24 protein-coding genes are annotated in these 23,802 nt (G+C 58.2%); 12 read left to right on the top strand and 12 right to left on the bottom strand.

Annotated elements, in window-relative coordinates; genetic code table 11:
- Positions 1 to 127 precede the first annotated feature (127 nt).
- The 5 genes from PSH59_RS08390 to PSH59_RS08370 all read left to right on the top strand — a co-directional run bounded on the left by PSH59_RS08390 (position 128) and on the right by PSH59_RS08370 (position 4,325).
- Positions 128 to 934 carry a TatD family hydrolase gene (locus PSH59_RS08390; RefSeq protein WP_305394786.1) on the top strand — a complete coding sequence of 269 codons (807 nt, stop codon included), beginning with the start codon at positions 128 to 130 and terminating at the stop codon, positions 932 to 934.
- A gap of 95 nt (positions 935 to 1,029) precedes the next feature.
- The gene (locus tag PSH59_RS08385) at positions 1,030 to 2,511 is read left to right on the top strand and encodes a methyl-accepting chemotaxis protein (protein WP_248076420.1); all 1,482 of its coding nucleotides are present in this window, start codon (positions 1,030 to 1,032) and stop codon (positions 2,509 to 2,511) included.
- A 268-nt stretch (positions 2,512 to 2,779) separates the two neighbouring features.
- Positions 2,780 to 3,136 (top strand): hypothetical protein, encoded by a 357-nt coding sequence (locus tag PSH59_RS08380; RefSeq protein WP_305394785.1) that lies wholly within the window; start codon positions 2,780 to 2,782, stop codon positions 3,134 to 3,136.
- Complete coding sequence (locus PSH59_RS08375) at positions 3,121 to 3,696, top strand: Imm50 family immunity protein (protein WP_370694395.1); 576 nt, start codon at positions 3,121 to 3,123, stop codon at positions 3,694 to 3,696. Before PSH59_RS08380 ends, PSH59_RS08375 begins: the two co-directional genes overlap by 16 nt.
- Positions 3,697 to 3,962: 266 nt before the next feature.
- Positions 3,963 to 4,325, top strand: coding sequence for an Mpo1-like protein (locus PSH59_RS08370; protein WP_065876991.1), 363 nt, complete (start codon positions 3,963 to 3,965; stop codon positions 4,323 to 4,325).
- A 3-nt stretch (positions 4,326 to 4,328) separates the two neighbouring features.
- On the opposite strand, the gene PSH59_RS08365 is transcribed toward PSH59_RS08370, so the two are convergent.
- The 3 genes from PSH59_RS08365 to PSH59_RS08355 all read right to left on the bottom strand — a co-directional run bounded on the left by PSH59_RS08365 (position 4,329) and on the right by PSH59_RS08355 (position 6,300).
- A complete protein-coding gene (locus PSH59_RS08365) occupies positions 4,329 to 5,126 on the bottom strand; it encodes an acyl-CoA thioesterase II (protein WP_305394784.1) in 798 nt (265 codons plus the stop codon).
- An 89-nt stretch (positions 5,127 to 5,215) separates the two neighbouring features.
- Positions 5,216 to 5,977: a CHAD domain-containing protein gene (locus PSH59_RS08360; RefSeq protein WP_305394783.1), complete on the bottom strand. Its 762-nt coding sequence runs from the start codon at positions 5,975 to 5,977 to the stop codon at positions 5,216 to 5,218.
- A 44-nt stretch (positions 5,978 to 6,021) separates the two neighbouring features.
- Positions 6,022 to 6,300, bottom strand: coding sequence for a hypothetical protein (locus PSH59_RS08355; RefSeq protein ID WP_032888964.1), 279 nt, complete (start codon positions 6,298 to 6,300; stop codon positions 6,022 to 6,024).
- Between the two features lie 215 nt (positions 6,301 to 6,515).
- Between PSH59_RS08355 and PSH59_RS08350 the strand changes: the two genes are divergently transcribed.
- Entirely contained in the window at positions 6,516 to 7,553 is a 1,038-nt protein-coding gene (locus PSH59_RS08350; RefSeq protein ID WP_248076437.1) for a patatin-like phospholipase family protein, read from the top strand.
- Positions 7,554 to 7,808: 255 nt separating this feature from the next.
- Here the strand turns inward: PSH59_RS08350 and PSH59_RS08345 are convergent, their stop codons facing one another.
- The 6 genes from PSH59_RS08345 to kdpF form a co-directional block, all read right to left on the bottom strand.
- Complete coding sequence (locus PSH59_RS08345; protein ID WP_248076440.1) at positions 7,809 to 8,498, bottom strand: response regulator; 690 nt, start codon at positions 8,496 to 8,498, stop codon at positions 7,809 to 7,811.
- Between the two features lie 37 nt (positions 8,499 to 8,535).
- The gene (locus PSH59_RS08340) at positions 8,536 to 11,187 is read right to left on the bottom strand and encodes a sensor histidine kinase KdpD (RefSeq protein WP_248076443.1); all 2,652 of its coding nucleotides are present in this window, start codon (positions 11,185 to 11,187) and stop codon (positions 8,536 to 8,538) included.
- A gap of 62 nt (positions 11,188 to 11,249) precedes the next feature.
- Positions 11,250 to 11,795: a potassium-transporting ATPase subunit KdpC gene (gene kdpC / locus PSH59_RS08335; RefSeq protein ID WP_248076447.1), complete on the bottom strand. Its 546-nt coding sequence runs from the start codon at positions 11,793 to 11,795 to the stop codon at positions 11,250 to 11,252.
- 75 nt (positions 11,796 to 11,870) lie between these two features.
- Positions 11,871 to 13,928, bottom strand: coding sequence for a potassium-transporting ATPase subunit KdpB (gene kdpB, locus PSH59_RS08330; RefSeq protein ID WP_305394782.1), 2,058 nt, complete (start codon positions 13,926 to 13,928; stop codon positions 11,871 to 11,873).
- A gap of 14 nt (positions 13,929 to 13,942) precedes the next feature.
- Positions 13,943 to 15,637: a potassium-transporting ATPase subunit KdpA gene (gene kdpA, locus PSH59_RS08325; RefSeq protein WP_305394781.1), complete on the bottom strand. Its 1,695-nt coding sequence runs from the start codon at positions 15,635 to 15,637 to the stop codon at positions 13,943 to 13,945.
- A 9-nt stretch (positions 15,638 to 15,646) separates the two neighbouring features.
- Positions 15,647 to 15,736, bottom strand: a complete 90-nt coding sequence (gene kdpF, locus PSH59_RS08320) for a K(+)-transporting ATPase subunit F (protein WP_003218754.1) — start codon at positions 15,734 to 15,736, stop codon at positions 15,647 to 15,649.
- A 334-nt stretch (positions 15,737 to 16,070) separates the two neighbouring features.
- Here kdpF and eat point away from each other — a divergent pair, with 334 nt between their 5' ends.
- Entirely contained in the window at positions 16,071 to 17,435 is a 1,365-nt protein-coding gene (eat, locus tag PSH59_RS08315) for an ethanolamine permease (RefSeq protein WP_017526581.1), read from the top strand.
- Between the two features lie 110 nt (positions 17,436 to 17,545).
- The gene (locus tag PSH59_RS08310) at positions 17,546 to 17,713 is read left to right on the top strand and encodes a DUF2897 family protein (RefSeq protein ID WP_003172675.1); all 168 of its coding nucleotides are present in this window, start codon (positions 17,546 to 17,548) and stop codon (positions 17,711 to 17,713) included.
- Positions 17,714 to 17,721: 8 nt separating this feature from the next.
- On the opposite strand, the gene PSH59_RS08305 is transcribed toward PSH59_RS08310, so the two are convergent.
- Positions 17,722 to 18,570 carry a DUF1989 domain-containing protein gene (locus PSH59_RS08305; protein ID WP_305394780.1) on the bottom strand — a complete coding sequence of 283 codons (849 nt, stop codon included), beginning with the start codon at positions 18,568 to 18,570 and terminating at the stop codon, positions 17,722 to 17,724.
- Positions 18,571 to 18,585: 15 nt separating this feature from the next.
- A complete protein-coding gene (locus PSH59_RS08300; protein WP_305394779.1) occupies positions 18,586 to 19,230 on the bottom strand; it encodes a GntR family transcriptional regulator in 645 nt (214 codons plus the stop codon).
- 122 nt (positions 19,231 to 19,352) lie between these two features.
- Here PSH59_RS08300 and PSH59_RS08295 point away from each other — a divergent pair, with 122 nt between their 5' ends.
- Positions 19,353 to 19,868 (top strand): TetR/AcrR family transcriptional regulator, encoded by a 516-nt coding sequence (locus PSH59_RS08295; RefSeq protein ID WP_305394778.1) that lies wholly within the window; start codon positions 19,353 to 19,355, stop codon positions 19,866 to 19,868.
- A 99-nt stretch (positions 19,869 to 19,967) separates the two neighbouring features.
- Here the strand turns inward: PSH59_RS08295 and PSH59_RS08290 are convergent, their stop codons facing one another.
- Positions 19,968 to 20,291 (bottom strand): ComEA family DNA-binding protein, encoded by a 324-nt coding sequence (locus tag PSH59_RS08290; RefSeq protein ID WP_305394777.1) that lies wholly within the window; start codon positions 20,289 to 20,291, stop codon positions 19,968 to 19,970.
- A 295-nt stretch (positions 20,292 to 20,586) separates the two neighbouring features.
- On the opposite strand from PSH59_RS08290, the gene PSH59_RS08285 reads away from it, so the two are divergent.
- Genes PSH59_RS08285 through PSH59_RS08275 form a run of 3 tightly spaced genes read left to right on the top strand, consistent with a single transcriptional unit; the run spans position 20,587 to position 23,161 of the window.
- Positions 20,587 to 21,654 (top strand): hypothetical protein, encoded by a 1,068-nt coding sequence (locus PSH59_RS08285; RefSeq protein WP_305394776.1) that lies wholly within the window; start codon positions 20,587 to 20,589, stop codon positions 21,652 to 21,654.
- The gene (locus tag PSH59_RS08280; protein ID WP_305394775.1) at positions 21,651 to 22,547 is read left to right on the top strand and encodes an NAD(P)-dependent oxidoreductase; all 897 of its coding nucleotides are present in this window, start codon (positions 21,651 to 21,653) and stop codon (positions 22,545 to 22,547) included. The genes PSH59_RS08285 and PSH59_RS08280 overlap by 4 nt, the downstream gene beginning before the upstream one ends.
- The gene (locus PSH59_RS08275) at positions 22,544 to 23,161 is read left to right on the top strand and encodes an HAD family hydrolase (RefSeq protein ID WP_305394774.1); all 618 of its coding nucleotides are present in this window, start codon (positions 22,544 to 22,546) and stop codon (positions 23,159 to 23,161) included. Before PSH59_RS08280 ends, PSH59_RS08275 begins: the two co-directional genes overlap by 4 nt.
- Positions 23,162 to 23,802 lie beyond the last annotated feature (641 nt).

Raw genomic sequence — 23,802 nt, 5'->3', positions numbered from 1 at the left:
AAGGCTTACACCCAAACACGATGTCACTTGCGACGTTCAAAGACAGCTATAACTCTTTGTAGTTCTTAGATTTTCTTATAAATCTACAGCTCTGATATGCTTTCCGGCCGCAGGCGGAGATAGCACCATGCAACTCATTGATATCGGCGTCAACCTGACCAACCCCAGTTTCGACGACAAGCATCAGGCCGTTCTCGACCGTGCCTACGCCGCCGGCGTGCAACAATTGGTGCTCACCGGCACCAGCGTCGAGGGTAGCGAACAGGCTCTGGAGCTGTGCGTCAAACTCGATGAAAGCGGCCAGCGCCTGTTCAGCACCGCCGGCATTCACCCCCACTCTGCCAGCGACTGGAACGGCGACAGCGCCCAACGTCTGCGCAGCCTGCTGGTTGAGCCGCGCGTACGCGCAGTGGGCGAATGCGGTCTGGATTTCAACCGCGATTTTTCACCGCGCCCACAGCAGGAAAAAGTTCTCGAAGAACACCTGGCCCTTGCCGTCGAGCTGAAATTACCCGTGTTTCTCCATGAGCGTGACGCCAATCAACGCCTGCTGGAAATCCTCAGAGACTACCGCGACTACCTGAGCGCCGCCGTGGTGCATTGCTTCACCGGCGGACAGCAGGCGCTGTTCAGCTACCTCGACCTCGACCTGCACATCGGCATCACCGGCTGGATCTGCGACGAACGCCGTGGGACACATCTGCATCCGCTGGTCAGGGAAATTCCCCGCGGCCGTCTGATGCTGGAAAGCGATGCGCCCTACCTGCTGCCGCGCACCCTGCGGCCCAAGCCAAAGAACGGCCGCAACGAACCGGCCTACCTGACCGAGGTGCTGCGCGAAGTCGCCCTGCACCGCAACGAAAGTCTGGAAGACCTGGCTCAGCACAGCACCGCCTGTTCCCGTGCGTTTTTTGGGCTGCCAAGCGTGGATTGATGCGGCGCATTGACCCATGTCAAAAGGCTTTTTTCGAGTAGCGGCACAATAATGGCACCTTGCCAATGCTGTTTCGCTATCAGAGAAAACCTTCCATGGGTGCCTGGCTTAGCAATATCTCGCTGAAGTACAAATTCTGGGCCGTCAACGCGGTCGCCTTCATCACCACCCTCCTGTTGGTGCTGTACGCCGTACAGCTCGAACAGCAGGCGCGCAGCACAGCGTCCCAAGCCTCGGCGCAGGCCCAAGGGCAATTGCTGGGCGCCTGGCCGGCCGACAAACCGTTGCCCAAGGGCGAGCGGTGGCTGACCTTTGCACGCGGCCAGGTCCCACGCCTGGGCGATCTGGATCTGTCAGTCTTGAGCACCACAACCGGCTGGGTCGAACTCAACCACATGCCGCTGCTGGGCGAAAACCCATTGATGGGCGCTGAAGTGATCGCCCGCCCTGATGGGCAATACGTAGCAGTGCTCGCCTACGCGCCCAGCTTGAGCCAGGTGTTCAGCGACCGTTTCGCCAACTACGCCGTGGCAGTCCTGATCCTGATGCTCGCGATGCTCGGTGCTTCGCAGTTACTGATCCGCTTCCTGCTCAGCCAGCTCAACACCCTCAAGGATGTGATGCTGCACGTCGAGAAAACCGGCGACCTGTCGGCACGTGTGCCCTTGGCGTGCAAGGACGAAGTCGGCCAGATGGCCAGCGCGTTCAACGCCATGCAGGCCGGCTACCAGCGCGTGGTCAGCACCGTGGCACGCACTGCGCGGCAATTGGACGAGGGCGCCGCGCGCCTGGCCAGCAGCATGAACGAGGTGCAACACGGCATGCTTGGCCAGCAAAGCGAAACAGACCAGGCGGCGACCGCCATCAACGAGATGACCGCCACCGTCCACCATATCGCCCAGCACGCCGGTGCCACCCGGGATTTGTCCCAGACCGCCGATACCCTGGCCGGCAGTGGCCAGGAGGTGGTGACCCGGGTACGACACTCGATTGCCGGGCTGTCCAGCGGCGTGCAACAGACCGCCGAAATGATCCAGAAACTCGCCGAAGACAGCCAGAAAATCAACGGCGTCGTCAGCGTGATCCACAGCATCGCCGAACAGACCAACCTGCTCGCCCTCAACGCCGCCATCGAAGCCGCCCGCGCCGGGGAAATGGGGCGTGGCTTCGCAGTGGTCGCCGACGAAGTCCGCAACCTGGCCAAGCGCGTGCAAAGCTCCACCGACGAAATCACCCGTATGGTCTCGGCACTTCAAGCCGGCACGCGCGATGCCGTGGACTTTATGCAGGAAAGCTCGTTCAAGGCCGACGACTGCGTGCAACAAGCCCAGGAGGCCGGTGCCGCCCTCGCCGAAATTACCGGTGCCGTGGCACAGATGCGTGAGAGCAACACCCAAATCGCCGTCGCCGCCGAACAGCAAAGCCACGTAGCCGAAGAGATGAACCGCGCCGTGGTGAGCATCCGTGATGTGACCGAAAATACGGTGCAACAAACTGTCGATTCGGCGACGACCAGTAATGAGCTGGCAACCCTGGCCGGCGAGTTGAGCAAGGCGATCGGCCAGTTGAAGCTGTAGGACTGCTTAACCTGTAATCCAGCTCCTACGACGGCCCCCGCATTTACCCGAAGTTTTGGCGAAACCTCCTAGCCGTCCTGGCGAACAGCGCCGACTTCTTTACCTGATAAACCTCTCCAAAGTCTCTCGCCTGATCATTCAGTGCGAGGGACCGCCATGTACCTAATCGATCAACACGCACGGGGACGTGCCCAGTCCAACGGGATGGGTAGATCCGTCAGGCCTTAGCAAATGCCTATTCAGAAAAAGAATTCAGGAAATTAACTAAATGATCTCGTTAGGCTTCATACAAGGCAACATCACTCATGATGAGCTTTCTTTGCAGAAACACTCTGCAATGGAAGATCAAATACAGCATTTGAAGGAGGATATGCTTCAGGCGGAGTATCCAGACCGGTTCCTACTTGATGCAGGTTGGTTTCCTTCATTCGAGGTCGAGGGACACTTTCAAATAAAAACTATCAAAGACCCTAATTGGGACTCCCCTTCCTCAATCCTTACCGCGCAATCAATTGATACTCTAGTTGAACTACTCCTGCAGGCGCAATCTCAATTAATACAGCGCCAAGAAAAAGCCAAACCTGACGTTACCAACTGGACCGCCTCGGCATGCAACAGGAGCTGACCGCCACCGACGGCAAAATCGTTTGTTACGCCCGCTACCGCGCCAACCGCAAAATCAGACCCCTCGACATCGAAAAATCGACAACCCGATATTTCTCGAAAAGGTTACCTTCCCGGCGCAAAGAAACATTATCCTTTCAGGAAATAAAAATGAAACACTGGAATGAATTGGACGGCAGTGTATTTTTCAACAAGATATTCAGCACGCCTATCGAAATTGGAAAAATAGCTCTTTTTTCTTTAAGGATAGAAAATGATCAACCTTGTATTGGTATGGGGTTCGATATACCCGAATTTCCAGACAACCTACCAGAAAAATGGAAAAACAAAGGATTCAACACATGCAGAATAGGCATAACATGCAATGAAATTAAAGATCTACAAATTCGAAACATTCCTATGCACGAAATATTCAGTGTAAAAATAAAAAAAGACAACAACCATTTTACATTCGAAGCCATAAGCAACAGTGCCTCTATAATCTTCAAGGCCAATTTGATTTCACTCAGCGGGCCGAGCGTGTACATAAACGGCCCGGACGACTACTACTTCAAACAATAAATATTAGATATATCCGCGACTCACAACTATATACCGGAAAGACACCAAATTAACGAATCGTCTTAAAACAGAAAACCCATTCAAAACGCTATAGATAAACTTCAAAATCTTAATCAAACGAGATCAAAAGTCGGTGCGTTTAGAAATAAAACCGATTTGCCAAAAACTGCTGTCTATAGCCCCCATAGCCAACCCCAATTCGCCACCCCGCCGGCGCTCACCTAAGCTCTCTGCATGTTGTTTCAACGGACAGAGGATTCACCATCATGGGCAAACGTCATCCCAATCTCCCCGCCTGGCAATGGCGTAACTACCCGCAGAACCATCAGCACCCGACCAATCTGGCGCTGCATATGATTGCCGTGCCGCTGTTCATCATTGGTTTTCTGTTGATCGTGTCGGGTGTGTTCAGCCTGAGCCTGGCCAGTTTCGCGGTAGGCATCGTCGGTCTCCTCGCGGGCCTGGCGCTGCAGCGTCACGGCCATAGCCTGGAAGCCGAGGCGAGTGAGCCGTTCAGTGATCGTAAAGATGCGGTGCAGCGCCTGGTGGTCGAGCAGTTTGTGACGTTCCCGCGGTTTGTGTTGAGCGGTGGTTGGTGGCGCGCCTGGCGGCAGCGCCATCGCCACTGAGGCTCAGGCGAAGACCACCACGGTCTGACGGCTGATGGCGATCAACTCGCCGGTGGGGCTCCATAGCGCGGCGGCGGCGTGGCCGTAACCGTCGCGGGCGTGTTCGATCGTGACGTGGTATTGGCACCAATCGAGGGTCGTCAAGTTTTGTAAGGGCTGGATGAACTCGATGGTCCAGGTCAGGGTGCTGCCCGGCGCCGGTTTTTTCAGGTGCGGGAGCAAGGCCGGGGGCCAGGCATCGACCAGGGCGAGGATATGCGCTTCGGTCAGGGGTTCTTCTTTTACGTCACCACGCAAGCGTACCCAGCCGCCCATGTCGCGGGATTTATTGCCGGTAAATGGCAGCCCGCCGACACTCCAACGCATTGCCATATGCCGCATGAATTCAGGGGTTACGCCCTTGATATAGGGCAGTTCCTGGCACTCGTCCCAATGTTTGAACACTGGCGGCGCTTCACTGGCCACATCAATTTCTGACTCACGGGACGCACCGAAGCTGGCCTGCACCAGCGTCGCCGTTTCACCGTTCTGCACCACGCGCCCGAGCAGTTGGCTGACCGCTTTGCCCTCGCGCAACACCTCGACGTGGTAACTGGCGGGCACGTCAGGCGCCACCGGGCCGACGAAGGTCACCGCCAGCGAGCGCAATGGACGATCGGCAGGCACCTGGACGCGCAATGCTTCATATTGCAAAGCGGCGACCAGACCACCAAAGGTCGCGCGGCCCTGGGCCCATTCGGCGGGAATGGTGACATCCAGCGGGTGGCTACGGGCAGCGTCAAGCAAATCACTGAAGCGCATGGTGACCTCACGTCAAAGAGAACAGAGGAGGATCTTATCCATCGCGCTGGCAGGGTGCAGCGCCCATTCCGGCCAAAAGCCGGACCGGCTCAGAAACAATCAGCGCTGAGTTTGTCCAGCACGCGGTCGGCCTGCCCTTCAGCCTTGGCCATGGTTTGATGCCACACCGCCACACAGGGCTGCAGGTCCACTTGATGTTCGGCTTGGGCCAACCACTGCCAGCAGTCGTGCCAATCTCCCAGAGCTGCCTGGGCTTGCTTCAACCGCGGCACCGCCTTGGCCGGTAATTTGTCGAGTTCGGGATAGGCTTCAGCGGCGTAGCGCACACGCTTGATCAACAAACGCAGACGGTGGCGATCATGCTCGGGGTCCTTCAAGGCCGCCTCAAGTGCGCGCCATTGCTTGGCCAGGCGTTTTTCAATGCGCGAGCGCAGGCCCTTGAGGAGTTTTTGATGCTGGGAAGCACGGATAAATCGCGGGAAGGCATCCAGGATCAGCAGCAACTGTGAGACTTCAGCGCTGTGCGCAACGTGACGATAGGCATCGGGTTGCAGACGCAAGCGGCGATCCGCTGCAGCGTGGTGACCATGCTGATGCAGATAGGCCGCCAGCACTTCACGATCGCGCAGCGGCGTGGTCAATTGGCCGACGGCGCTGGCGGCCACTTCCAACTGCTCGACGCCTGGCAGCCCACGCAAGGGGCGCAATAGACTGCGCAGGCGTCGCACAGTAGTGCGCAAATCATGTAACGCTTCATCATCAGTGACGGCAGCAAGGCGCGCCTGGCAACTCAGCAACCCCACTTCCAGGCCAATAACCTGAGCGACTAACTGATCGACCAACGCTGACATCCTGCCCTCACTTTTCGATGAAAATGCCGACTGGCTAAGACGCCTCAACGCCCGGCGCGGGACTCACGAATATAGAAACGTGCCTTCTCGGCCTTGTTGGAGCAACCTTCAAACGCCTCAAACTGCTGCTGAGTCTTGGCACCGGTCAACAACGACAGCGCCTTGGAGTAGCTTACGGTACCGGCAAAGCCTTCGGCCTTGGCCAGGTCCAGTTCTTTCCAGGCGGCGTCCAGTTGCGCGCCGCAGCTGTCGCGGTAGGCGGTTTTTCCGGCACAACCGGCCAGGGCCAACAGAATCACAGGCACACACATCCAGGCTTTCATCGATGACACCTCAAAATAAAGAAAAACAGTCGTACGGTGTAGACGTTGCCTACCACAAAAAGTGCCTTGTCCTTAGCCTGAAATCGATCGTACCTATTGCCAGAGCATACCCGAGCCCGGTCCCTATTCTGCAAAAATATTGCACAGTGCGCGAAGATTGAAGCCGTCCCCTCAATAGGTGCATTGTGGGCACCTGCCGATAAAGGACATGAACCATGAAGAAACGTGTTGCCTTGGTGCTGGGCTCCGGTGGTGCCCGGGGCTACGCCCATATCGGAGTGATCGAAGAGATCGAACGGCGCGGCTACGATATCGCCTGCATCGCTGGCTGTTCCATGGGCGCCGTGGTGGGTGGCATCTACGCCGCCGGCAAGCTCGATGAGTATCGCAACTGGATTGAAAGCCTGGATTACCTTGACGTGCTGCGCCTGGTGGACGTGAGTTTTCGCCTGGGCGCGATCCGTGGAGAGAAAGTCTTCGGACAGATCCGCAAGATCGTCGGCGATATCAATATCGAAGAGCTGCGCATCCCTTACACCGCCGTGGCCACCGACCTCACTAACCAGCAGGAAATCTGGTTCCAGGAAGGCTGCCTGCACCAGGCCATGCGTGCCTCGGCGGCGATCCCCAGCCTGTTCACCCCGGTGATGCAAGGCAACCGCATGCTGGTGGACGGCGGCCTGCTCAACCCGTTGCCGATTGTGCCGGTGGTGTCGAGCCATTGCGACCTGATCATCGCGGTCAATCTCAACGCAACCAACCAGAAGCACTACCACTTGCCGGTGATCCAACGCCCGCCTGCGTTCAAGAGCCGCTTCAACAGCCTGGCGAAGTCATTGGGTTCGCACCTGCCGTTTCGGCGCAAGCAGGCCGAACAGTTGATGAAGCTTGAGCAGGAAGCCTTGCAGGCCCAGGCGGCCGAGATCAACCCCTGGCTGGAGTCAGCTGAACCCGAGTCCCAACAACCTGCCGCCGCACCGGAAAAGCCCGGCGCGCCGAAATCGGCCACCGGGTCGTTCATCATCGATAACGTAGGGCCGGCGTCGCTGCTGGACCTGATCAACCAGAGCTTCGAGGTGATGCAAACGTCGCTGGCCCAGTACAAGATCGCGGGCTACCCGCCGGATGTGTTGATCAACGTACCGAAGCGGGTGTGCCGTTTTTTCGAGTTCTACAAAGCGCCCGAGCTGATCGCCCTGGGGCGGGAAATTGCCAGTGATACGTTGGATCGATATGAGAGTGAGCAGCCCTGAGCGTTTGCGCGCCTGAACCGACGTCGGCGCGGGGCAAGCCCGTTCACCATAGGGATCGTGGTGATCCGGCTTGTTGTGGTGAGCGGGCTTGCCCGCGCTGGGGTGCGAAGCGCCCCCAATAACAGACGAATGCGCTGCACCAGACACGCCTCAGTGCCCGGCTTTTAGGGCAGCTTCGCAGCCCAGCGCAAGCAAGCCCCCTCGCCACAGGTGCGATTTTTCGTCCTGGGTCGCATCGCCTCAAACGCCCGGCAGCTATGCCTCCAACAACCGATACCCCACCCCCGCCTCCGTCACGATAAACCGTGGCTGAGTCGGATCATCCGCCAGTTTCTGGCGCAGATGGCCCACCACAATGCGCAAGTAATGGCTGTCTTCGGTATGGGTCGGCCCCCAGATATCCTTGAGCAATTGCTGCTGGGTGATCACCCGCCCCGAATGCCGCGCCAATTGCGCCAGCACCGCGTATTCCTTGCGGGTCAACGCGACTTCAGCGCCATCGAGCAACACGCGGCGATAGGCCAGGTCCACCGTTAACGGGCCGAAACTCAACGCCGCTTCCTGGGCCTCACCGGCGGGCGCCTGACGCAGCAGCGCGCGCACCCGAGCCAGGAACTCCTGAATGCCAAAAGGCTTGGTCACGTAGTCATTGGCGCCAGCGTCGAGGGCTTCGACCTTCTGCCCTTCGCTGGCACGCACCGACAGCACCAGCACCGGCACCGTCGACCATTCACGAAACTCACGCAGCACCTGTTGGCCGTCCATGTCCGGCAGGCCGAGGTCGAGCACCAGCAAGTCCGGTTTGCTCAACGCGGCCTGGGCCAGGCCTTCGTTACCGGTGCCGGCCTCGATCACTTTGTAGCCCTGGGAGGCCAGGCTGATGCGCAAGAATTTGCGGATCTGCGGTTCGTCGTCAATGACCAAAATCGTTGCGGTCTGGCTCATGGTGTCCAATCAAAATCCGTGGAGAACAGAGGGTAGCTCACGACTCGCGCTCCAGGCCAGGTTGTGTCGGCAACGGCAGGAACAAGGTGATACAGGTGCCACGCCCGTCAATGCCTTCAGCCACGGCGATATGCCCGCCGTGCGCCCCGACCATGCCCTGGCAAATCGCCAGCCCCAGCCCCGTGCCCTGCCCGCCTCGATCACCGCGCGCAGCGGTGTAGAACATATCGAAAATCTTCGCGCGCTCGTCTTCGGGAATCCCTGGCCCCTCATCGGCCACGGCAAAAAACAGTTGGTTATCCGACACCCCGGCGCTCAGTTGCAAGCGACCCTGGGGCGGCGAAAAGCGCGCGGCGTTTTCCAGCACATTCACCAACGCCTGCTCGATCAACGCCGCATGCACATACAGCAACGGCAGTTCAGGCGGCACATCGGTGCTCACCTGCAGCGGCGCCAGCACCGCGCGCAGGCGGCCAAGGGCGCTGCCGACGATATCGCCGGGGGACACCCAATCACGCGCCAGCTTCAGGGCGCCGTGGCCCAGGCGTGTCATGTCCAACAGGTTCTGGATATAGCGGTCGAGGCGTTCGGCTTCATCGCGTGTGCCTTCAAGCAACTCGCGACGGTCCTCCAGGGGAATGGCCTCACCCAGCGCCAGCAGGCTGTCGATGCTGCCGCGCATGGAGGTCAACGGCGTGCGCAAATCGTGGGACACCGAGGCGAGCAAGGCGCTGCGCAGTTGCTCGGTTTCGCCGTGCAGACGCGCGGATTCCAGCTCCTGCGCCAGCTGCGCACGGGCCAGGGCCTGGGCCAGCGGTTGGCTCAACGCGGTGAGTAACCGCCGGCGTTGGCCGCTCAACTCCAGGCCCGGTTTGGCGCTGACACCGAGCAAGCCCAACGGGCCTTCTTCACCCGACAGCGGCCACCACCACCAGCGTCCAAACGGCAAGGTGCCGGTGCCCATGCCGGCGGGTTGGTCATGCTGCCACGCCCAGTCGGCGGCGGCGCGTTCGGCCTCGTTGAGGGTCAGCGGCCCGCCGGTTTCGATCGTCCAACCGCCCTGACCATCGCGATTGATCAGGCACAGGTCCAGGTCGTTCCAGCCTTCCAGATGATGGGCGGCCGCACTGACAACAGCTTGGCGGTCGGTGGCGGCGGTGAGTTTGCGTGACAGGTCGAGCAGTTCGCTGGTTTCTTCCTGGGTATCGCGCAGGGCTTGCAATTGTCGGCGCTGGCGGGCGGCAAGGTTGCCGGTGAGCGCTGCCATCAACAGAAAGAACAGCAGGGTCAGCACATCTTCTTCGCGCTGGATGGAGAAAGAAAAATTCGGCGGAATAAACAGGAAGTCGTACGTCAGAAATGACAACGCCGCACACGCCAGGGCCGGTCCCAAACTGCTGCGTACCGCCACCAGCAACACGGCGGCCAGAAACACCAGCGAGATATTCGGCAGCGGCAGCGCACTGGAAACCCCCCAGGCCACGGCGGCCGCAACCACCGTCGCCAGTACCGCGAGCAGGTAATCGAACCACACCAGCCCACGTACCTGCGGCATGCGTGGCGTTGCCGGGATGTCGTCGCTGTCGAGCACGTTGATTTCCAGGCCGCGTGCCTGGCGCAACAGCCGCGCGGCCAGGCCGCCACCAAACAGGCGACGACGCCAACGCATGCGCGACTGCCCCACCAGCACCAGGCTGGCGCGACGTTCGGCGGCGTGCTGGATCAGGGTCTTGGCGACCTCCCCCGCCCGCAGTAGCACCACTTCGCCGCCCAGTCGTTCGGCCAGCTGCTGAGCATTTTGCAAGCGCAGGCGCGACTGCTCATCCCGCGCGCGGCCATTGTCGATGTGCACCAGACTCCAAGGCAGATGGCGACGCTGCGCCACGCGGCTGGCATGGCGCACCAGCCGTTCGGCCTGCGCGTCGCCATCCACCCCCACCAGCAACCGACCTCGCACCGCCGGGGCCGCCTGGCCGAGCTGGCGATAGCCCTGGGCCAGGTCATCGTCGACGTGGGCGGCAGCCGTCTGCATGGCCAGCTCGCGCAGGGCCATCAGGTTGGTCTGGGTGAAGAACGCGTCGATGGCCGCGCGGGCCTGCTCCGGTACATACACCTTGCCGTCGCGCAAACGCTCCAACAGTTCGCGGGATGGCAGGTCGATCAGCAGCAGTTCGTCGGCCTCTTGCAGCACCCAGTCGGGCAGGGTTTCGCGCACCTGCACCCCGGTGATACCGCGCACTTGATCATTGAGGCTTTCCAAGTGCTGGACGTTGACCGTGGTGAAGACGTTGATGCCGGCGGCAAGCAGTTCCTGAATGTCTTGCCAGCGTTTTTCATGGCGGCTGCCGGGGGCGTTGCTGTGGGCCAGTTCGTCCACCAGCACCAGCTTGGGCTTGGCGGCGAGCAAGCCATCGAGGTCCATTTCTTCGAGCATCACGCCACGGTATTCGCTGCGCAATAACGGTTGTTGCGGCAGGCCGCTGAGCAGGGCTTCGGTCTCGGCGCGGCCGTGGGTTTCGACCACCCCGGCGATCAACTTCACACCCTGGCGCAGTTGGGTGTGAGCCGCCTGGAGCATGGCGTAGGTTTTGCCCACCCCTGGCGCTGCGCCCAGGAAAACCTTGAGCCGGCCACGGCCGTTGCGGGGTAAGTCGGCTAACAAGGCATCGGCGCGGCCGGAATCGCTCATGCGTTGGGGTTCCTTCAGGTGGTTAGGGTGTTTCGATCTGGCCGCGATATCAGTATCAAGCGTTACAGCTTTTCCAGCGCCATGTTCAGCGCCAGGACATTCACCACCGGTGGCCCTACCAGCGGGCTTTCGATGTGTGCATCCAGCAACTGTTGCAAGGTCGACACCGGTACATTTCGCGCCGCCGCCACCCGCGCCAGTTGATAGGCAATCGCCTCGGGTGGCAAGTGTGGATCAAGACCGCTGCCGGAGGTAGTCAGTGACGCCAACGGCACCGGTCCCTGGCTGGGCACCAGTTGCTTGCCGGCGTCGTCGAACACCCGAGTGGCCAGCGCCGGGTTGCTCGGGCCGAGGTTACTGGCGCTGCTGGAAACCGTCGCAAAAGCGCCGGCCGAAGGACGCGGGTGGAACCAGCTGTCACCGGTGAAATCCTGGGCGATCAGGCTGGAGCCGCGCACCTTGCCACTGGCATCGCGCACCAGGCTGCCGTTGGCCTGGTCCGGGAAGGCGACTTGAGCGACGCCGGTCACCACCAACGGGTACGCCACGCCGGTGATCAGGGTCATGAGCACCAGCAGGCTCAGGGCCGGGCGGATGATGTTGGACATATTCAAATCCTCAATTGAGTCGAGAAACCCTGTGGCGAGCGAGTGTGCTCCCTCGCCACAAAAGCATCGTTCGGGTTACACCAGGTGCAACGCGGTCAACAGCATGTCGATGGCCTTGATACCCACGAACGGCACCAGCAGTCCGCCCAGGCCGTAGATCAACAGGTTGCGCCGCAGCAACGCTGCCGCACTCGCCGCCTGCACCCGCACGCCACGCAGCGCCAGGGGAATCAGTACCACGATGATCAGCGCGTTGAACACGATGGCCGAGAGGATCGCGCTTTGCGGACTCTGCAGATGCATCACGTTGAGCACGCCCAACTGCGGGTAGATCGCGGCAAACAGCGCCGGCAGGATCGCGAAGTATTTGGCCACGTCGTTAGCGATGGAAAACGTGGTCAGCGCGCCACGGGTCACCAGCAACTCTTTGCCGATCTGCACCACATCCAAGAGCTTGGTGGGATCGCTGTCGAGGTCAACCATGTTGGCGGCTTCGCGGGCGGCCTGGGTGCCATCGTTCATCGCCATGCCCACGTCGGCCTGGGCCAGCGCCGGCGCGTCGTTGGCGCCGTCACCGCACATGGCGACCAGGCGACCGTCGTTCTGCTCATGGCGGATACGTGCGAGTTTTTTCTCTGGGGTGGCTTCGGCCAGTACGTCATCCACGCCTGCTTCTGCGGCAATCGCGGCGGCGGTCAAGGGGTTGTCGCCGGTCACCATCACGGTGCGGATGCCCAGCTTGCGCAGCTCAGCAAACCGCTCGCGGATGCCGGGCTTGACCACGTCCTTCAGGTGGATCGCACCGAGCAGTTTGCCATCGGCGCAGACCAGCAACGGCGTGCCGCCGCTTTGGGCGATCTTGTCGATTTCCCGCGACAGCGCCGGTTGCAGCTCACTGCGCTGCTGGCCTATGAATGCCAGCAGCGAATCCACCGCGCCCTTACGGAACACACGGCCCTGGTAATCGACACCGGACAACCGGGTTTCAGCGCTGAACGGCACGGCCGTCAGTTCATCGGCGGATGGCTCAGCCTGGGGATGCAAGGCGCGCAGGTACTCGACGATGGATTTACCTTCCGCCGTGTCGTCCGCCAGGGACGCAAAGAGCGCGCCTTCGGCCACTTCGCGAGCGCTGACGCCAGGCGCCGCCACCACCGCCGCACAGCGACGGTTACCAAAGGTGATAGTGCCGGTCTTGTCCAACAGCAACACATGCACGTCGCCGGCAGCTTCCACGGCGCGGCCGGATTTGGCGATCACATTGAGGCGCACCAGGCGGTCCATACCGGCGATGCCGATGGCCGACAACAAGCCGCCGATGGTGGTAGGAATCAGCGTCACCAGCAGTGCGACCAGAAACACCAGCGGCAAACTGCCATTGGCGAAGTGGGCGAACGGCTGCAGGGTCACCACCACCAACAGGAAGATCAGCGTCAGGCCGATCAGCAGGATATCCAGCGCCACTTCGTTGGGGGTTTTCTGGCGTTTGGCGCCTTCGACCAACGCGATCATGCGGTCCAGGGTCGACTCGCCGGGGTTGGCGGTGATGCGGATCAGCAGCCAGTCCGAGACCAGCCGCGTGTTACCGGTGACTGCCGAGCGGTCGCCGCCGGACTCGCGGATCACCGGAGCGGATTCGCCAGTGATCGCCGCTTCGTTGACCGCTGCGATGCCTTCGACAACCTCGCCATCGCCGGGGATCATCTCCCCGGCGGCAACGCGCACCACATCGCCTTTGCGCAGGCTGGTGGCGGGCACGACCTTGAAGCTGCCATCGGCTTCCTTGCGCCGTGCGCTGAGGCCTTCGCTGCCGGCCTTGAGGCTGTCGGCGCGCGCCTTGCCGCGCCCTTCGGCCAAGGCTTCGGCGAAGTTGGCAAACAGCACGGTGAACCACAGCCACACGGCGATCTGCACGGCAACGAAAGTCGGCACGGTGGTGTCAGGCACGAAGCACAGCACCGTGGTGAGGATCGCAGTCAATTCGACCACCAGCATCACCGGCGAGCGCTTCAGCTGGCGCGGGTCAAGCTTGACGAACGCCTGGACCAGCGCCGGGCGCCACAGAGCAGAGATGGCGGTTTTGGCAGGCTCCTGGGGTTTGACCGGGGCCGCGTTTTTTGCAGGCATATTCATGTTCATATCCCTTCTCAGAAGCCCATGCTCAAGTGTTCGGCGATAGGACCCAGCGCCAGCGTCGGCAGGAAAGTCAGGCCCCCTACCAGCAAAATGGTCACGGTCAACAGGGTCACGAACAGCGGGCCGTGGGTGGGGAAGCTGTTCTGGCCAATCGGTGCGCTCTTTTTCATCGCCAGGCTGCCGGCCAGGGCCAGTACCGGGAGGATGTAACCGAAGCGGCCGATCAACATGCCCAGGCCCAGCATCAGGTTGTGGAACGCGGTGTTAGCGCTGAAACCGCCAAACGCCGAGCCGTTGTTGGCGCTCGCCGAGGTGTAGGCGTAGAGCAACTGACTGAAACCGTGCGGGCCGGGGTTGCTGATGGCACCGGCTGGGCCTGGCAGGCTGGCAGCAATGGCACCGAGCACGAGCACGCCAACCGGCATCACCAACAAGGTCACGACAAGCAGTTGCACTTCCTTGGCCTGTAGCTTCTTGCCGAGGTATTCCGGGGTGCGACCGATCATCAGGCCGGCGAGGAACACCGCGATCAACACGTTGAGCAACATGCCGTACATACCGGCGCCGACGCCGCCGAAGATCACTTCGCCGACCATCATGTTGACCAGCGCCACCATTCCGCTGAGCGGGCTGAGGCTGTCTTGCATGCCGTTGACCGAACCGTTGGACGCCGCCGTGGTGGTCACCGACCAGAGCACCGTACCCGTGGTGCCGAAGCGCGCTTCCTTACCTTCCAGCGGCGCGGTCTGCTCCACGGCCGGGTTGTTCAGGGTTGGGTTGGGCTGGTACTCGGACCACAGCGACGTCGCGCCGCCGATCAGGAACAGCGCCAGCATGCAGCCAAGAATCGCGCGGCTCTGACGCAGGTCTTTGACGTAATGGCCAAAGGTAAACACCAGCGCCACCGGGATCAGGATGATCGAGGCCACTTCGAACAGGTTGGCCCACGCAGTCGGGTCTTCAAACGGATGCGCCGAGTTGACGCCAAAGAAGCCGCCGCCGTTGGTGCCCAATTGCTTGATCGCGATCTGACTGGCGGCCGGGCCGAGGGGGATCACCTGATCCACGCCTTGCAGGGTCACGGCATCCACGTAGTGGGCGAAGGTCTGCGGGACGCCCTGCCACACCAGGAACAGCGCAAACACCAGGCACAACGGCAACAGCCCGTAGAGGGTGGCGCGGGTCATATCGACCCAGAAGTTACCCAAGGTCTGCGCCGATTTGCGACCGATCCCACGGCATAACGCGACCAGGACTGCCAGACCGGTGGCCGCGCTGACGAAGTTCTGCACGGTCAGGCCGGCCATCTGGCTGAGGTAGCTCAGAGATGCCTCACCGCTGTAGGACTGCCAGTTGGTGTTGGTGACGAAACTGACCGCGGTGTTGAAGGCCAGTGTCCATTCCATGCCCGGCAATTTCTGCGGGTTCAGCGGCAGATAGTCCTGGAACAGCAGGATCGCGAACAACAATAAGAAACCCGCCAGGTTGAACGCGAGCAAGGCCAGCATGTATTTCTGCCAGCTCTGCTCCTGCTGCGCGTCCACGCCCGACAGGCGATAGCAGGCCCTCTCGACAGGCCCCAGCACCGGGCTGAGCCACGTGCGCTGGCCTTCCATCACCTTGTAGTAGAACCGCCCCAGGAACGGCGCCGGCACCAGTACCAAGGCAAAGAAGGCGATGATCAGCCAATAGTCATAACTGTGCATAGCCTGCTCCTAGTTCCGATCCGCGCGTAACAGCGCAACCAGCAGATAAATGAACAGCGCCACGGCCAATAGCAGTGACACCCCGTCCAGAACGCTCATGGAAGTCTCTCCGTTTAGCGGCGAGTGCCGCGTGTGGGGCAATTGTCCGCAGGAGTGGCGTAAAGGAACGAGAGCGAGGGCGTGGGCGGGGCGTAAAGACGGCGTAAAGAGTGGCTTTATGCGCGGTTTACAGGGGGATTTTTACTGGATGGGGCTTGCCCGCGATGACGGCAGTTGCAACACCACTGCACCCAACTGGTGCGAGGCTGGAAAGATTCAAACGCCAAACCGTTCCCCAGGCGACAGTTGCGCCGCTTTACGACAATGATTCTCAGGCTGGCATGCCCGCTGCAACACCTTGAATCATTCCAAACCGTTCAGGGAGCGCAGCACGATGAACACACAACTCAAACCCACCTTGGGCACCCTGCATTTATGGGGGATCGCCGTCGGGCTGGTGATTTCCGGGGAATACTTCGGCTGGAGCTATGGCTGGGGCGTGGCAGGGACCTTGGGCTTTCTGGTGACCTCGTTGATGGTCGCCGCAATGTACACCTGCTTTATCTTCAGTTTCACCGAGCTGACTACCGCGATTCCCCATGCCGGCGGGCCATTTGCCTACAGCCGCCGCGCCTTCGGTGAGAAAGGAGGCTTGATCGCCGGCCTCGCCACACTGATCGAATTTGTCTTCGCGCCACCGGCCATCGCCTTGGCCATCGGCGCGTATCTGAATGTGCAGTTTCCGGCACTGGACCCCAAACATGCGGCCGTCGGCGCCTATATCGTGTTTATGGGCCTGAATATCCTCGGTGTGAAACTCGCCGCCACATTCGAACTGGTGGTGTGCGTGCTCGCCGTCGCCGAGTTGCTGGTGTTCATGGGCGTCGTCGCCCCGGCCTTCAGCTTCAGCAACTTCGCCCTCAATGGCTGGGCCGGCTCCGACACCTTTGGCGCACCGGCGATTGCCGGCATGTTTGCGGCCATTCCGTTCGCCATCTGGTTCTTCCTCGCCATCGAAGGCGCGGCCATGGCCGCTGAAGAAGCGAAAGATCCCAAGCGCACCATTCCAAAGGCCTACATCAGCGGCATCCTGACCCTGGTGATCCTGGCCATGGGCGTGATGTTCTTCGCCGGCGGCGTGGGTGACTGGCGCACCCTGTCGAACATCAACGACCCGCTGCCACAGGCGATGAAAACCGTGGTCGGCGACAGCTCCGGCTGGCTGCACATGCTGGTGTGGATCGGCCTGTTCGGTCTGGTGGCAAGCTTCCACGGGATTATCCTCGGCTACTCTCGCCAGTTCTTTGCCCTGGCTCGCGCCGGTTACCTGCCGTCTTTCCTCGCCAAGCTGTCGCGTTTTCAGACACCGCACCGCGCCATCATCGCCGGTGGTGTCGTCGGTATCGCAGCGATCTACAGCGACGGCCTGATCAACCTGGGCGGCATGACCCTGACCGCGGCGATGATCACCATGGCCGTCTTCGGCGCCATCGTGATGTACATCATGAGCATGCTCAGCCTGTTCAAACTGCGTAAGACCGAACCGCTGCTGGAACGCACCTTCCGCGCACCGGGTTACCCAATCGTGCCCGGCATTGCGCTGGTACTGGCGGTGGTGTGCCTGGTGGCCATGGCGTGGTTCAACACGCTGATCGGCCTGATCTTCCTGGGCTTTATGGCGGTGGGTTTTATCTATTTCCAACTGACCGCGCAGGACCGTGCCGATGCACCGGTGGACGCAATGTTGACCGGGCTCTAAGGTTTCGAGGCAGAACGGGCCTACACTGAACTACTCAGAAAGCCCGTAACTCAAAGCAGTTATTACCGTGGGAAAATTCTCCCACGGCAAGCTGCCTCAAGGAGAGCCTTATGCCGTGGTATGCGTGGTTGATTATGGTGGTTGCGATCGGGTCGATCGTCGGTGGGCTGATGATGCTGCGTGACAGCGCCAACAAGGTGGAACTCACCGACGAACAACGCAAACGCGTGGCCGAGCGCAACGCCCAGGCGGATGCCAAGGACGCGCAGGATCGCTGAACCTTGGGTTACTCCCAAGCAGCCTTGGCAATATGCAAACCGTGCTGCCCGTTGTAGGCAGCACGTTCAGGCTGGCTCCAGCCGTTCAGCAGTTCATCCTCAAGCTTATAAATCTCAACTCCCAGCGGACGGCACACCGTCAGCGGATCCTGTGCGTCCGGCCCCCACATCGGCAGCGACAAGTCACCGCCTGGGCACGTCGACAACGCACACAGCAAATCAATCTCGGCAAAGAACTCCAGATAGTCGCCCTTCTGCGCCGGGCAGGCTTTCATGAAATACATGTCGTCGTGATTGAGGCCCGTGCACTGGAAAATATTCAGCACGTCATGCACGTCGAATTCCGTCAGACCGTGGGGTAGCACCGCGCGGGTCAGGTTGGAGTGGCAATGGTGATGGAAATCCTCTCCGGTGAGCATGCGGTTCACATAGGGGTCGCAGCGGGTGCCGAGCAGATCGTGCAGGCGACCGCCGTGCTCATCGATGCCGTAACCGGCCAGGCTGTCATCGGTGATCGTCACCAACGGCCGCAGAAAGGGCAGGTTCGACCACAAGCGGTCATGGGTGCTCACATGCGCGCCCTGCAACTGCCGGGTACGCGCAGCCCAAAGACGTTCGCGCGGGTCATTGGCGTTCCACACATTGAAGTCACCCACCTGCGGCCCCACTGGCGTGGTCACACGAAACACATGCCCGGCCGGCACCTTCCACGCCCTGCCCGTGCGGATGGGCACCTCGAATTGTTCGATCAGGCGGCGTTGATCCGTTCGGTCACGAATGCGCTCGTAAAACGCCGCGTCGACCTGCAACGCCGAACCTTTGCTGACCTGATAAGCGGCCGGATAGTCTTTGTACATGGTGCAGATCCTCGATCAGGGGTGGAGAAACAGGGCCAGCGACAGACGTTCCGAATCGTCCAGGTACAGGCTCATCGCCTCCCCTGCCGCCGGTTTATCCTGTTGAAGCAGCAAGTGGTAAATCTCGCGATCACGCTCGAGCCAGGGCGACTGAAAGCGCTGCTCATCGGGCGCGGCGCAAAACACCAGCCGCAGCTGGGCGATGACTTGAGCAAAAAACTCATCGAACAACGGGCTGCGCATCAACCCGACAATGTGTTGATGGAACACCAGACTGTGGGTGGCCACGGCGCGCCAGTCCTCACGCTCACGGGCCAGGGTGGTGGCGTCGATGGCATTTTGCATGCGCTCGGCTTGCTCGTCGGTGAGCGCAGGGCTGTGGGCGATGGCCTGCAACTCCAGAGTGCGACGGACCACAAACAAGTCACGCACCTGCGCGCGTTCCAGTCGCCGGACCATCACACCCTTGTTACGCACGTAACGCGTCAGACCTTCGTGCCCGAGCCGATGCAGCGCCTCGCGAATGGTATTGCGCGACGCGTTGTAAGCCCTGACCAGATCCGCCTCCACCAACGGCATCCCCGGCAACAGCCGCCCGCCGATGATGTCGGCGCGCAGTTCCAGTGCAATTTGGTCGGCTAAAGACAAACCGGACGTCATGACCACCTCTGGATTGTTGAACAATCTGTTATGTAGACGTAATCACGTTCCATGCCAACGCCAATGCGCGTGTAAAAAAGTCCAAGTTGGTTAAGATACGAGCCTGTAACCGAGGCCTTCCTATGCGTTATTCCCAAGACCACAAAGCCCAGACCCACCAACGCATCATCAAGGAAGCCTCCATACGCTTTCGCCGCGACGGCATCGGCGCCACCGGCCTGCAGCCATTGATGAAAGCACTGGACCTCACGCATGGCGGGTTTTACGCACACTTCAAGTCCAAGGGCGAACTGGTAGAAAAGGCGCTGCAAGCCTCTGCGACGGAGCTGGATGCCCACTGCGAGACGCTGTTCAGCCAGGAACACCCGCTGCACGCGTTCATCGACAGCTACCAGTCGGAATTGCACGTCATCAGCCCACACCAGGGCTGCCCGTTACCGAGCATGTGCTCCGAACTGGGCCAGCGCGGCGAACCCAGTGCCACCAACACGGTCATCGAAGCACGCTTGAAACAAGTGGAAAAAGCCCTGGGCGAACGCCTTGACACCCAACACCAGATCATCGTCATGCTAGCCACCCTGATGGGGGGACTGGTACTGTCGCGCAGCGCCGAAGAAGAGGCACTGGCACTGGCATAGAAAATACCGGATGTAAGGCGAGCGCATTTGAAGGACCGGGTCGAAGTCTAGGCCTCATGCAAGGGCCATAACCCGGCCCTTGCATGCTCCTGCTGCTGGTTAATTGACGGTGAGCTTGTCGCGGTTTTTATGCAGCAACGACTTGCCGATACCCTTCACCTCCAGCAGCTCATCAACCGAGGTAAAGGGGCCATTGGCCTCACGGTAAGCGACAATGGCCTGGGCCTTGGCTTCGCCGATACCGGTGAGTTGGGTGGTTAGGGTTGGGGCGTCGGCCGTGTTTAGATTAAGCTTGGTTGATGTGTCTGAGCTAGTCACTGCGCCCTCGGACTTGGAGGGTTGAACCTCAGCGGCTGCTACAGAAAGGCCGCTCGCGCCCAACGCACAAAACATCGCAAATGGCAGAATGAAACGTTGAATCATGGCAAAACTCCTTGGTGTACAGAAATGAAGCAGCTGCTCCTGAGCTGCTTTTTAACAGTAGATGATCAGATCAATGTGTCAAAATCAGTTAAGTTACAAGGTATTTTAATGCTCCCAACACTGACTAGAGAACCATACTCAGCTCAACGTCAATACTCAAAAGCACGCTATAGCTGATCGCAAGCCTTTTAACAATTAAAACGCAGTCGACTTAAGATTTTCAATCTGAAAAATATGCACTAAATTCAAAGCAGGGCATAAAGACAAAAGGCCCTAGAGGACAAAGGAGTTTACAATGTCAAAAATATTGATAGCAGGTGCTGGCGGGGCCCCCTCTGAAGGTGTGATCAAATCACTGCAACTGGACGATAAAAAAGAAACAATTATCGGAATGGGATCAGAACCCTCAGATCTCGTGTTATCCAACGCCAGTAGAAAACTATATATCCCATACGCCAATACACCTGAGTACAAAAATGCGCTGCTTAACATTTTAAACCAAGAAAAACCCGACTTGGTACATTTCCAGAATGACTTGGAAATCTATCATGCATCCCTGATGAGAGATGAAATTCTGGCCACAGGCACACGCTTGTTTATGCCGGACCACGAGGTTATTGATACCTGCGTCCATAAATACAAGTCTTATCTTGCGTTCAAAGCCGCAGGAGTTCCTGTACCAAGCAACAAGATGATTAATAACGTCTCTGACTTAGAGGAAGCATTCAGCACACTGGCTGGAGACGACGGAAAAATATGGTTACGCGCCTCATCCATAGGCGGTGGCGGAAAAGGCGCAATTCCAACAAATGACTTCATGCTCGCCAAATCGTGGATAGACCACTATAGCGGCTGGGGCGATTTCGTTGCTGCACAAATGCTAACACCCAGCACAATCACTTGGCTGTCCATCTGGCACGAAGGAGAGCTTGTAGTAGCTCAGTCACGTGAGCGCAGAGCCTGGACGCACGGAAACAGAAGCATCTCCGGGGTAACTGGCGTAACAAAAGTCGGTGTGACGTGTGAAAATAAAGAAGCCACAGAAATCGCTATACAGTCAGTTAAAGCCGTTTCGAAAAAGCCCCATGGAATATTTGGCGTAGATATGGCCTACGACAAATCGGGCACGCCAAACCCTACGGAAATAAATATTTCCAGATTTTTTACGACAGTGCAGTTTTTCACAGAAGCCGGACTGAACATGCCGAAAATATTCAAGGACATTGCACTATATAACGAATTCCCGACACTCAATAAAACCATCAACCCCCTGCCAAATGAATTGATGTGGTTGAGAGGCATGGATACGCCGCCAAAATTAACAACCGCCAGTGAAATTGACAATGGGATTATATTCCCATGAAACTGCTGATTACGGGAGCGTCGGGGTTCATCGGCAAGAACCTAATGAAAGCAGCTATAAAAAAATGGGGCATCGGCAACGTTATTGCGCTGACTGCGACACACAATCTCAATGAGACAAGCATAACATTTAAACGTCACCGGCAGGACCTTGGACTAACCAACGCAGAAATTGAGCGTATCCAAGACGTTGACGTCATCATTCACGCAGGCGCCTACACGCCCAAGTCCACAGCGACTGCAAATGCTATTAATGAATGCAACAGCAACGTAGCGTTTACCAACAACCTGCTATCGATTGATTTCAAAAAACTGAGCAAAATAATTTTTACCAGCACACTGGATGTATACAAAAATACGACGCCAATATCAGAAAGCTCGGCAACCGGCCCGAGCACGCTTTATGGTTGGTCAAAACTTTATTGCGAACAGATCATAGCAAACTATGTCCAGCAAAAATCCATAAACAGTCACACACTCAGAATCGGTCATGTGTATGGCCCCGGAGAAGACCAGTATCAAAAATTCTTGCCCAAGACTATTGGCAGAATCTTAGCTGGCGAAGAAGTAGAACTCTATGGCGACGGATCAGAGCTACGAAGCTTCATCTACATAGATGATGTTGTATCAGCAATACTAGCCAGCGTCGAGCTCACCGAGCGCATTGATATAATAAACATTGTGGGGGGGCATACCGTCTCAATAAAAGACCTGCTAGATCAACTTATATCGATCAGCGGCCGAGACGTGCAAGTGACGCAAAAATCATCCAGCGCCACCCCAAGAGATTTTATTTTCGATACGACGCTCATAAAAAAATACCTACTGGAAACAGAAACAGATTTTGAGCTAGGATTAAAGTCAGAAATCGAGTACTTCGAGGCGATCAAATGAACATTTTTTTTGATCTTGACGGGACCCTAATAGACTCAAAATGCCGGCTCTACAATCTATTCCAAACGCTAGCCAGTTCATCCCAGCTAACCTTTGATGAGTACTGGAGTTTGAAGCACGCACGTTTTAGCAACCAAGACATCCTTGCAAAAAAGCTGATGTATACACATAAAAATATAGATATTTTTACAGAAAAATGGATGAACCTTATAGAGACTCCAGATTATCTTGCACTAGACAAACCATTCCCCAACATAGAACGCACACTAAAAACACTTTCAACGCAAGCAGACTTGTATATCTGTACTGCACGTCAATTTGAGGGAGAAGCATTGATTCAACTGGAGGAGCTGAAGCTGCTGCAGTATTTTAGAAAAGCCATAGTCACGGGGCAGTATGACTCGAAAGAATCTCTGATCAGCAAACAAGTATCAAATATAGCAGTATCCGACTGGATGGTTGGCGACACCGGAAACGATGTAAATACAGGACACTCGATCGGCATCAATACCTGCGCAGTTCTGAGTGGCTTTATGTCCAGACAAGCACTAGAGCAATATTCACCCACAACGATTCTGAATTTCGCGTCGGAGTTTACAATTCCTAATCCCTAGTTGCACCACCGAGAGGCTGATACTAAGTTCAAGTGGCCAGCCAGCGTCCAATTCAACCTAAAATATTCTAATATTGATGTTTGACAAAGCCCCACGACTAAGGGGCTTTTTTGGGGAGAGCACAAGAGAGAGTCAGGTACCAGAGCAGATCCGAGAGCACTGACCTACCCGATATGGATAACTACGATCGTCTGGAAAAATGCCTATTTTTTGACGGGTAGCGGCTTCGGAGTGCACAAGAGACATAGGCACAAGATATGACACTCCATACTCCCGTAGTGATCATCATAACAAATTGGTAAGTCGCCTCGTCGCCAGCACCATTACACCATTATTTTTCGCAAAAAAATGGTAAAGGATCAAGCATCTTAACTGACATCGCGCAGCCGCACCATGTCGTGCTTGAGGGATGAGATGGTGGCGATGTATATACTTTTGAACTGACAATCTGACGTCAAGGGTTTTACCAAAAAAAGAAAGGCTTAAACATCGACCTTGACTCACAGACACTCAATTTCAGGATGAGAAGAACTTTAAACATCGACCTGGCAGTTAGGAACTTATAAGACATACCAGACCCACTCTCTGCTAACTTTCGATCAAATTCCGCGACCCTTAGCATGTGTACCTTGGTCAAACAA

Source organism: Pseudomonas sp. FP2309 (genome assembly GCF_030687575.1).
Taxonomy (GTDB): Bacteria; Pseudomonadota; Gammaproteobacteria; order Pseudomonadales; family Pseudomonadaceae; genus Aquipseudomonas.
Note: the sequence above shows the minus strand (reverse complement) of the source record. Positions and strands in the feature narration are given on the sequence as shown.

Bases quoted from the DNA above. Each gene is read 5' to 3' on its own strand.
- PSH59_RS08345 (WP_248076440.1), bottom strand. From the start codon at position 8,498: ATGAGCCAGACCGCAACGATTTTGGTCATTGACGACGAACCGCAGATC.
- PSH59_RS08360 (WP_305394783.1), bottom strand. From the start codon at position 5,977: ATGTCAGCGTTGGTCGATCAGTTAGTCGCTCAGGTTATTGGCCTGGAA.
- eat (WP_017526581.1), top strand. From the start codon at position 16,071: ATGAACACACAACTCAAACCCACCTTGGGCACCCTGCATTTATGGGGG.
- PSH59_RS08355 (WP_032888964.1), bottom strand. From the start codon at position 6,300: ATGAAAGCCTGGATGTGTGTGCCTGTGATTCTGTTGGCCCTGGCCGGT.
- PSH59_RS08305 (WP_305394780.1), bottom strand. From the start codon at position 18,570: ATGTACAAAGACTATCCGGCCGCTTATCAGGTCAGCAAAGGTTCGGCG.
- PSH59_RS08385 (WP_248076420.1), top strand. From the start codon at position 1,030: ATGGGTGCCTGGCTTAGCAATATCTCGCTGAAGTACAAATTCTGGGCC.
- PSH59_RS08380 (WP_305394785.1), top strand. From the start codon at position 2,780: ATGATCTCGTTAGGCTTCATACAAGGCAACATCACTCATGATGAGCTT.
- PSH59_RS08285 (WP_305394776.1), top strand. From the start codon at position 20,587: ATGTCAAAAATATTGATAGCAGGTGCTGGCGGGGCCCCCTCTGAAGGT.
- PSH59_RS08290 (WP_305394777.1), bottom strand. From the start codon at position 20,291: ATGATTCAACGTTTCATTCTGCCATTTGCGATGTTTTGTGCGTTGGGC.
- PSH59_RS08340 (WP_248076443.1), bottom strand. From the start codon at position 11,187: ATGAGCGATTCCGGCCGCGCCGATGCCTTGTTAGCCGACTTACCCCGC.
- PSH59_RS08295 (WP_305394778.1), top strand. From the start codon at position 19,353: ATGCGTTATTCCCAAGACCACAAAGCCCAGACCCACCAACGCATCATC.
- PSH59_RS08310 (WP_003172675.1), top strand. From the start codon at position 17,546: ATGCCGTGGTATGCGTGGTTGATTATGGTGGTTGCGATCGGGTCGATC.
- PSH59_RS08280 (WP_305394775.1), top strand. From the start codon at position 21,651: ATGAAACTGCTGATTACGGGAGCGTCGGGGTTCATCGGCAAGAACCTA.
- PSH59_RS08300 (WP_305394779.1), bottom strand. From the start codon at position 19,230: ATGACGTCCGGTTTGTCTTTAGCCGACCAAATTGCACTGGAACTGCGC.
- PSH59_RS08275 (WP_305394774.1), top strand. From the start codon at position 22,544: ATGAACATTTTTTTTGATCTTGACGGGACCCTAATAGACTCAAAATGC.
- kdpF (WP_003218754.1), bottom strand. From the start codon at position 15,736: ATGAGCGTTCTGGACGGGGTGTCACTGCTATTGGCCGTGGCGCTGTTC.
- PSH59_RS08390 (WP_305394786.1), top strand. From the start codon at position 128: ATGCAACTCATTGATATCGGCGTCAACCTGACCAACCCCAGTTTCGAC.
- kdpC (WP_248076447.1), bottom strand. From the start codon at position 11,795: ATGTCCAACATCATCCGCCCGGCCCTGAGCCTGCTGGTGCTCATGACC.
- PSH59_RS08350 (WP_248076437.1), top strand. From the start codon at position 6,516: ATGAAGAAACGTGTTGCCTTGGTGCTGGGCTCCGGTGGTGCCCGGGGC.
- PSH59_RS08365 (WP_305394784.1), bottom strand. From the start codon at position 5,126: ATGCGCTTCAGTGATTTGCTTGACGCTGCCCGTAGCCACCCGCTGGAT.
- PSH59_RS08375 (WP_370694395.1), top strand. From the start codon at position 3,121: ATGCAACAGGAGCTGACCGCCACCGACGGCAAAATCGTTTGTTACGCC.
- kdpB (WP_305394782.1), bottom strand. From the start codon at position 13,928: ATGAATATGCCTGCAAAAAACGCGGCCCCGGTCAAACCCCAGGAGCCT.
- kdpA (WP_305394781.1), bottom strand. From the start codon at position 15,637: ATGCACAGTTATGACTATTGGCTGATCATCGCCTTCTTTGCCTTGGTA.
- PSH59_RS08370 (WP_065876991.1), top strand. From the start codon at position 3,963: ATGGGCAAACGTCATCCCAATCTCCCCGCCTGGCAATGGCGTAACTAC.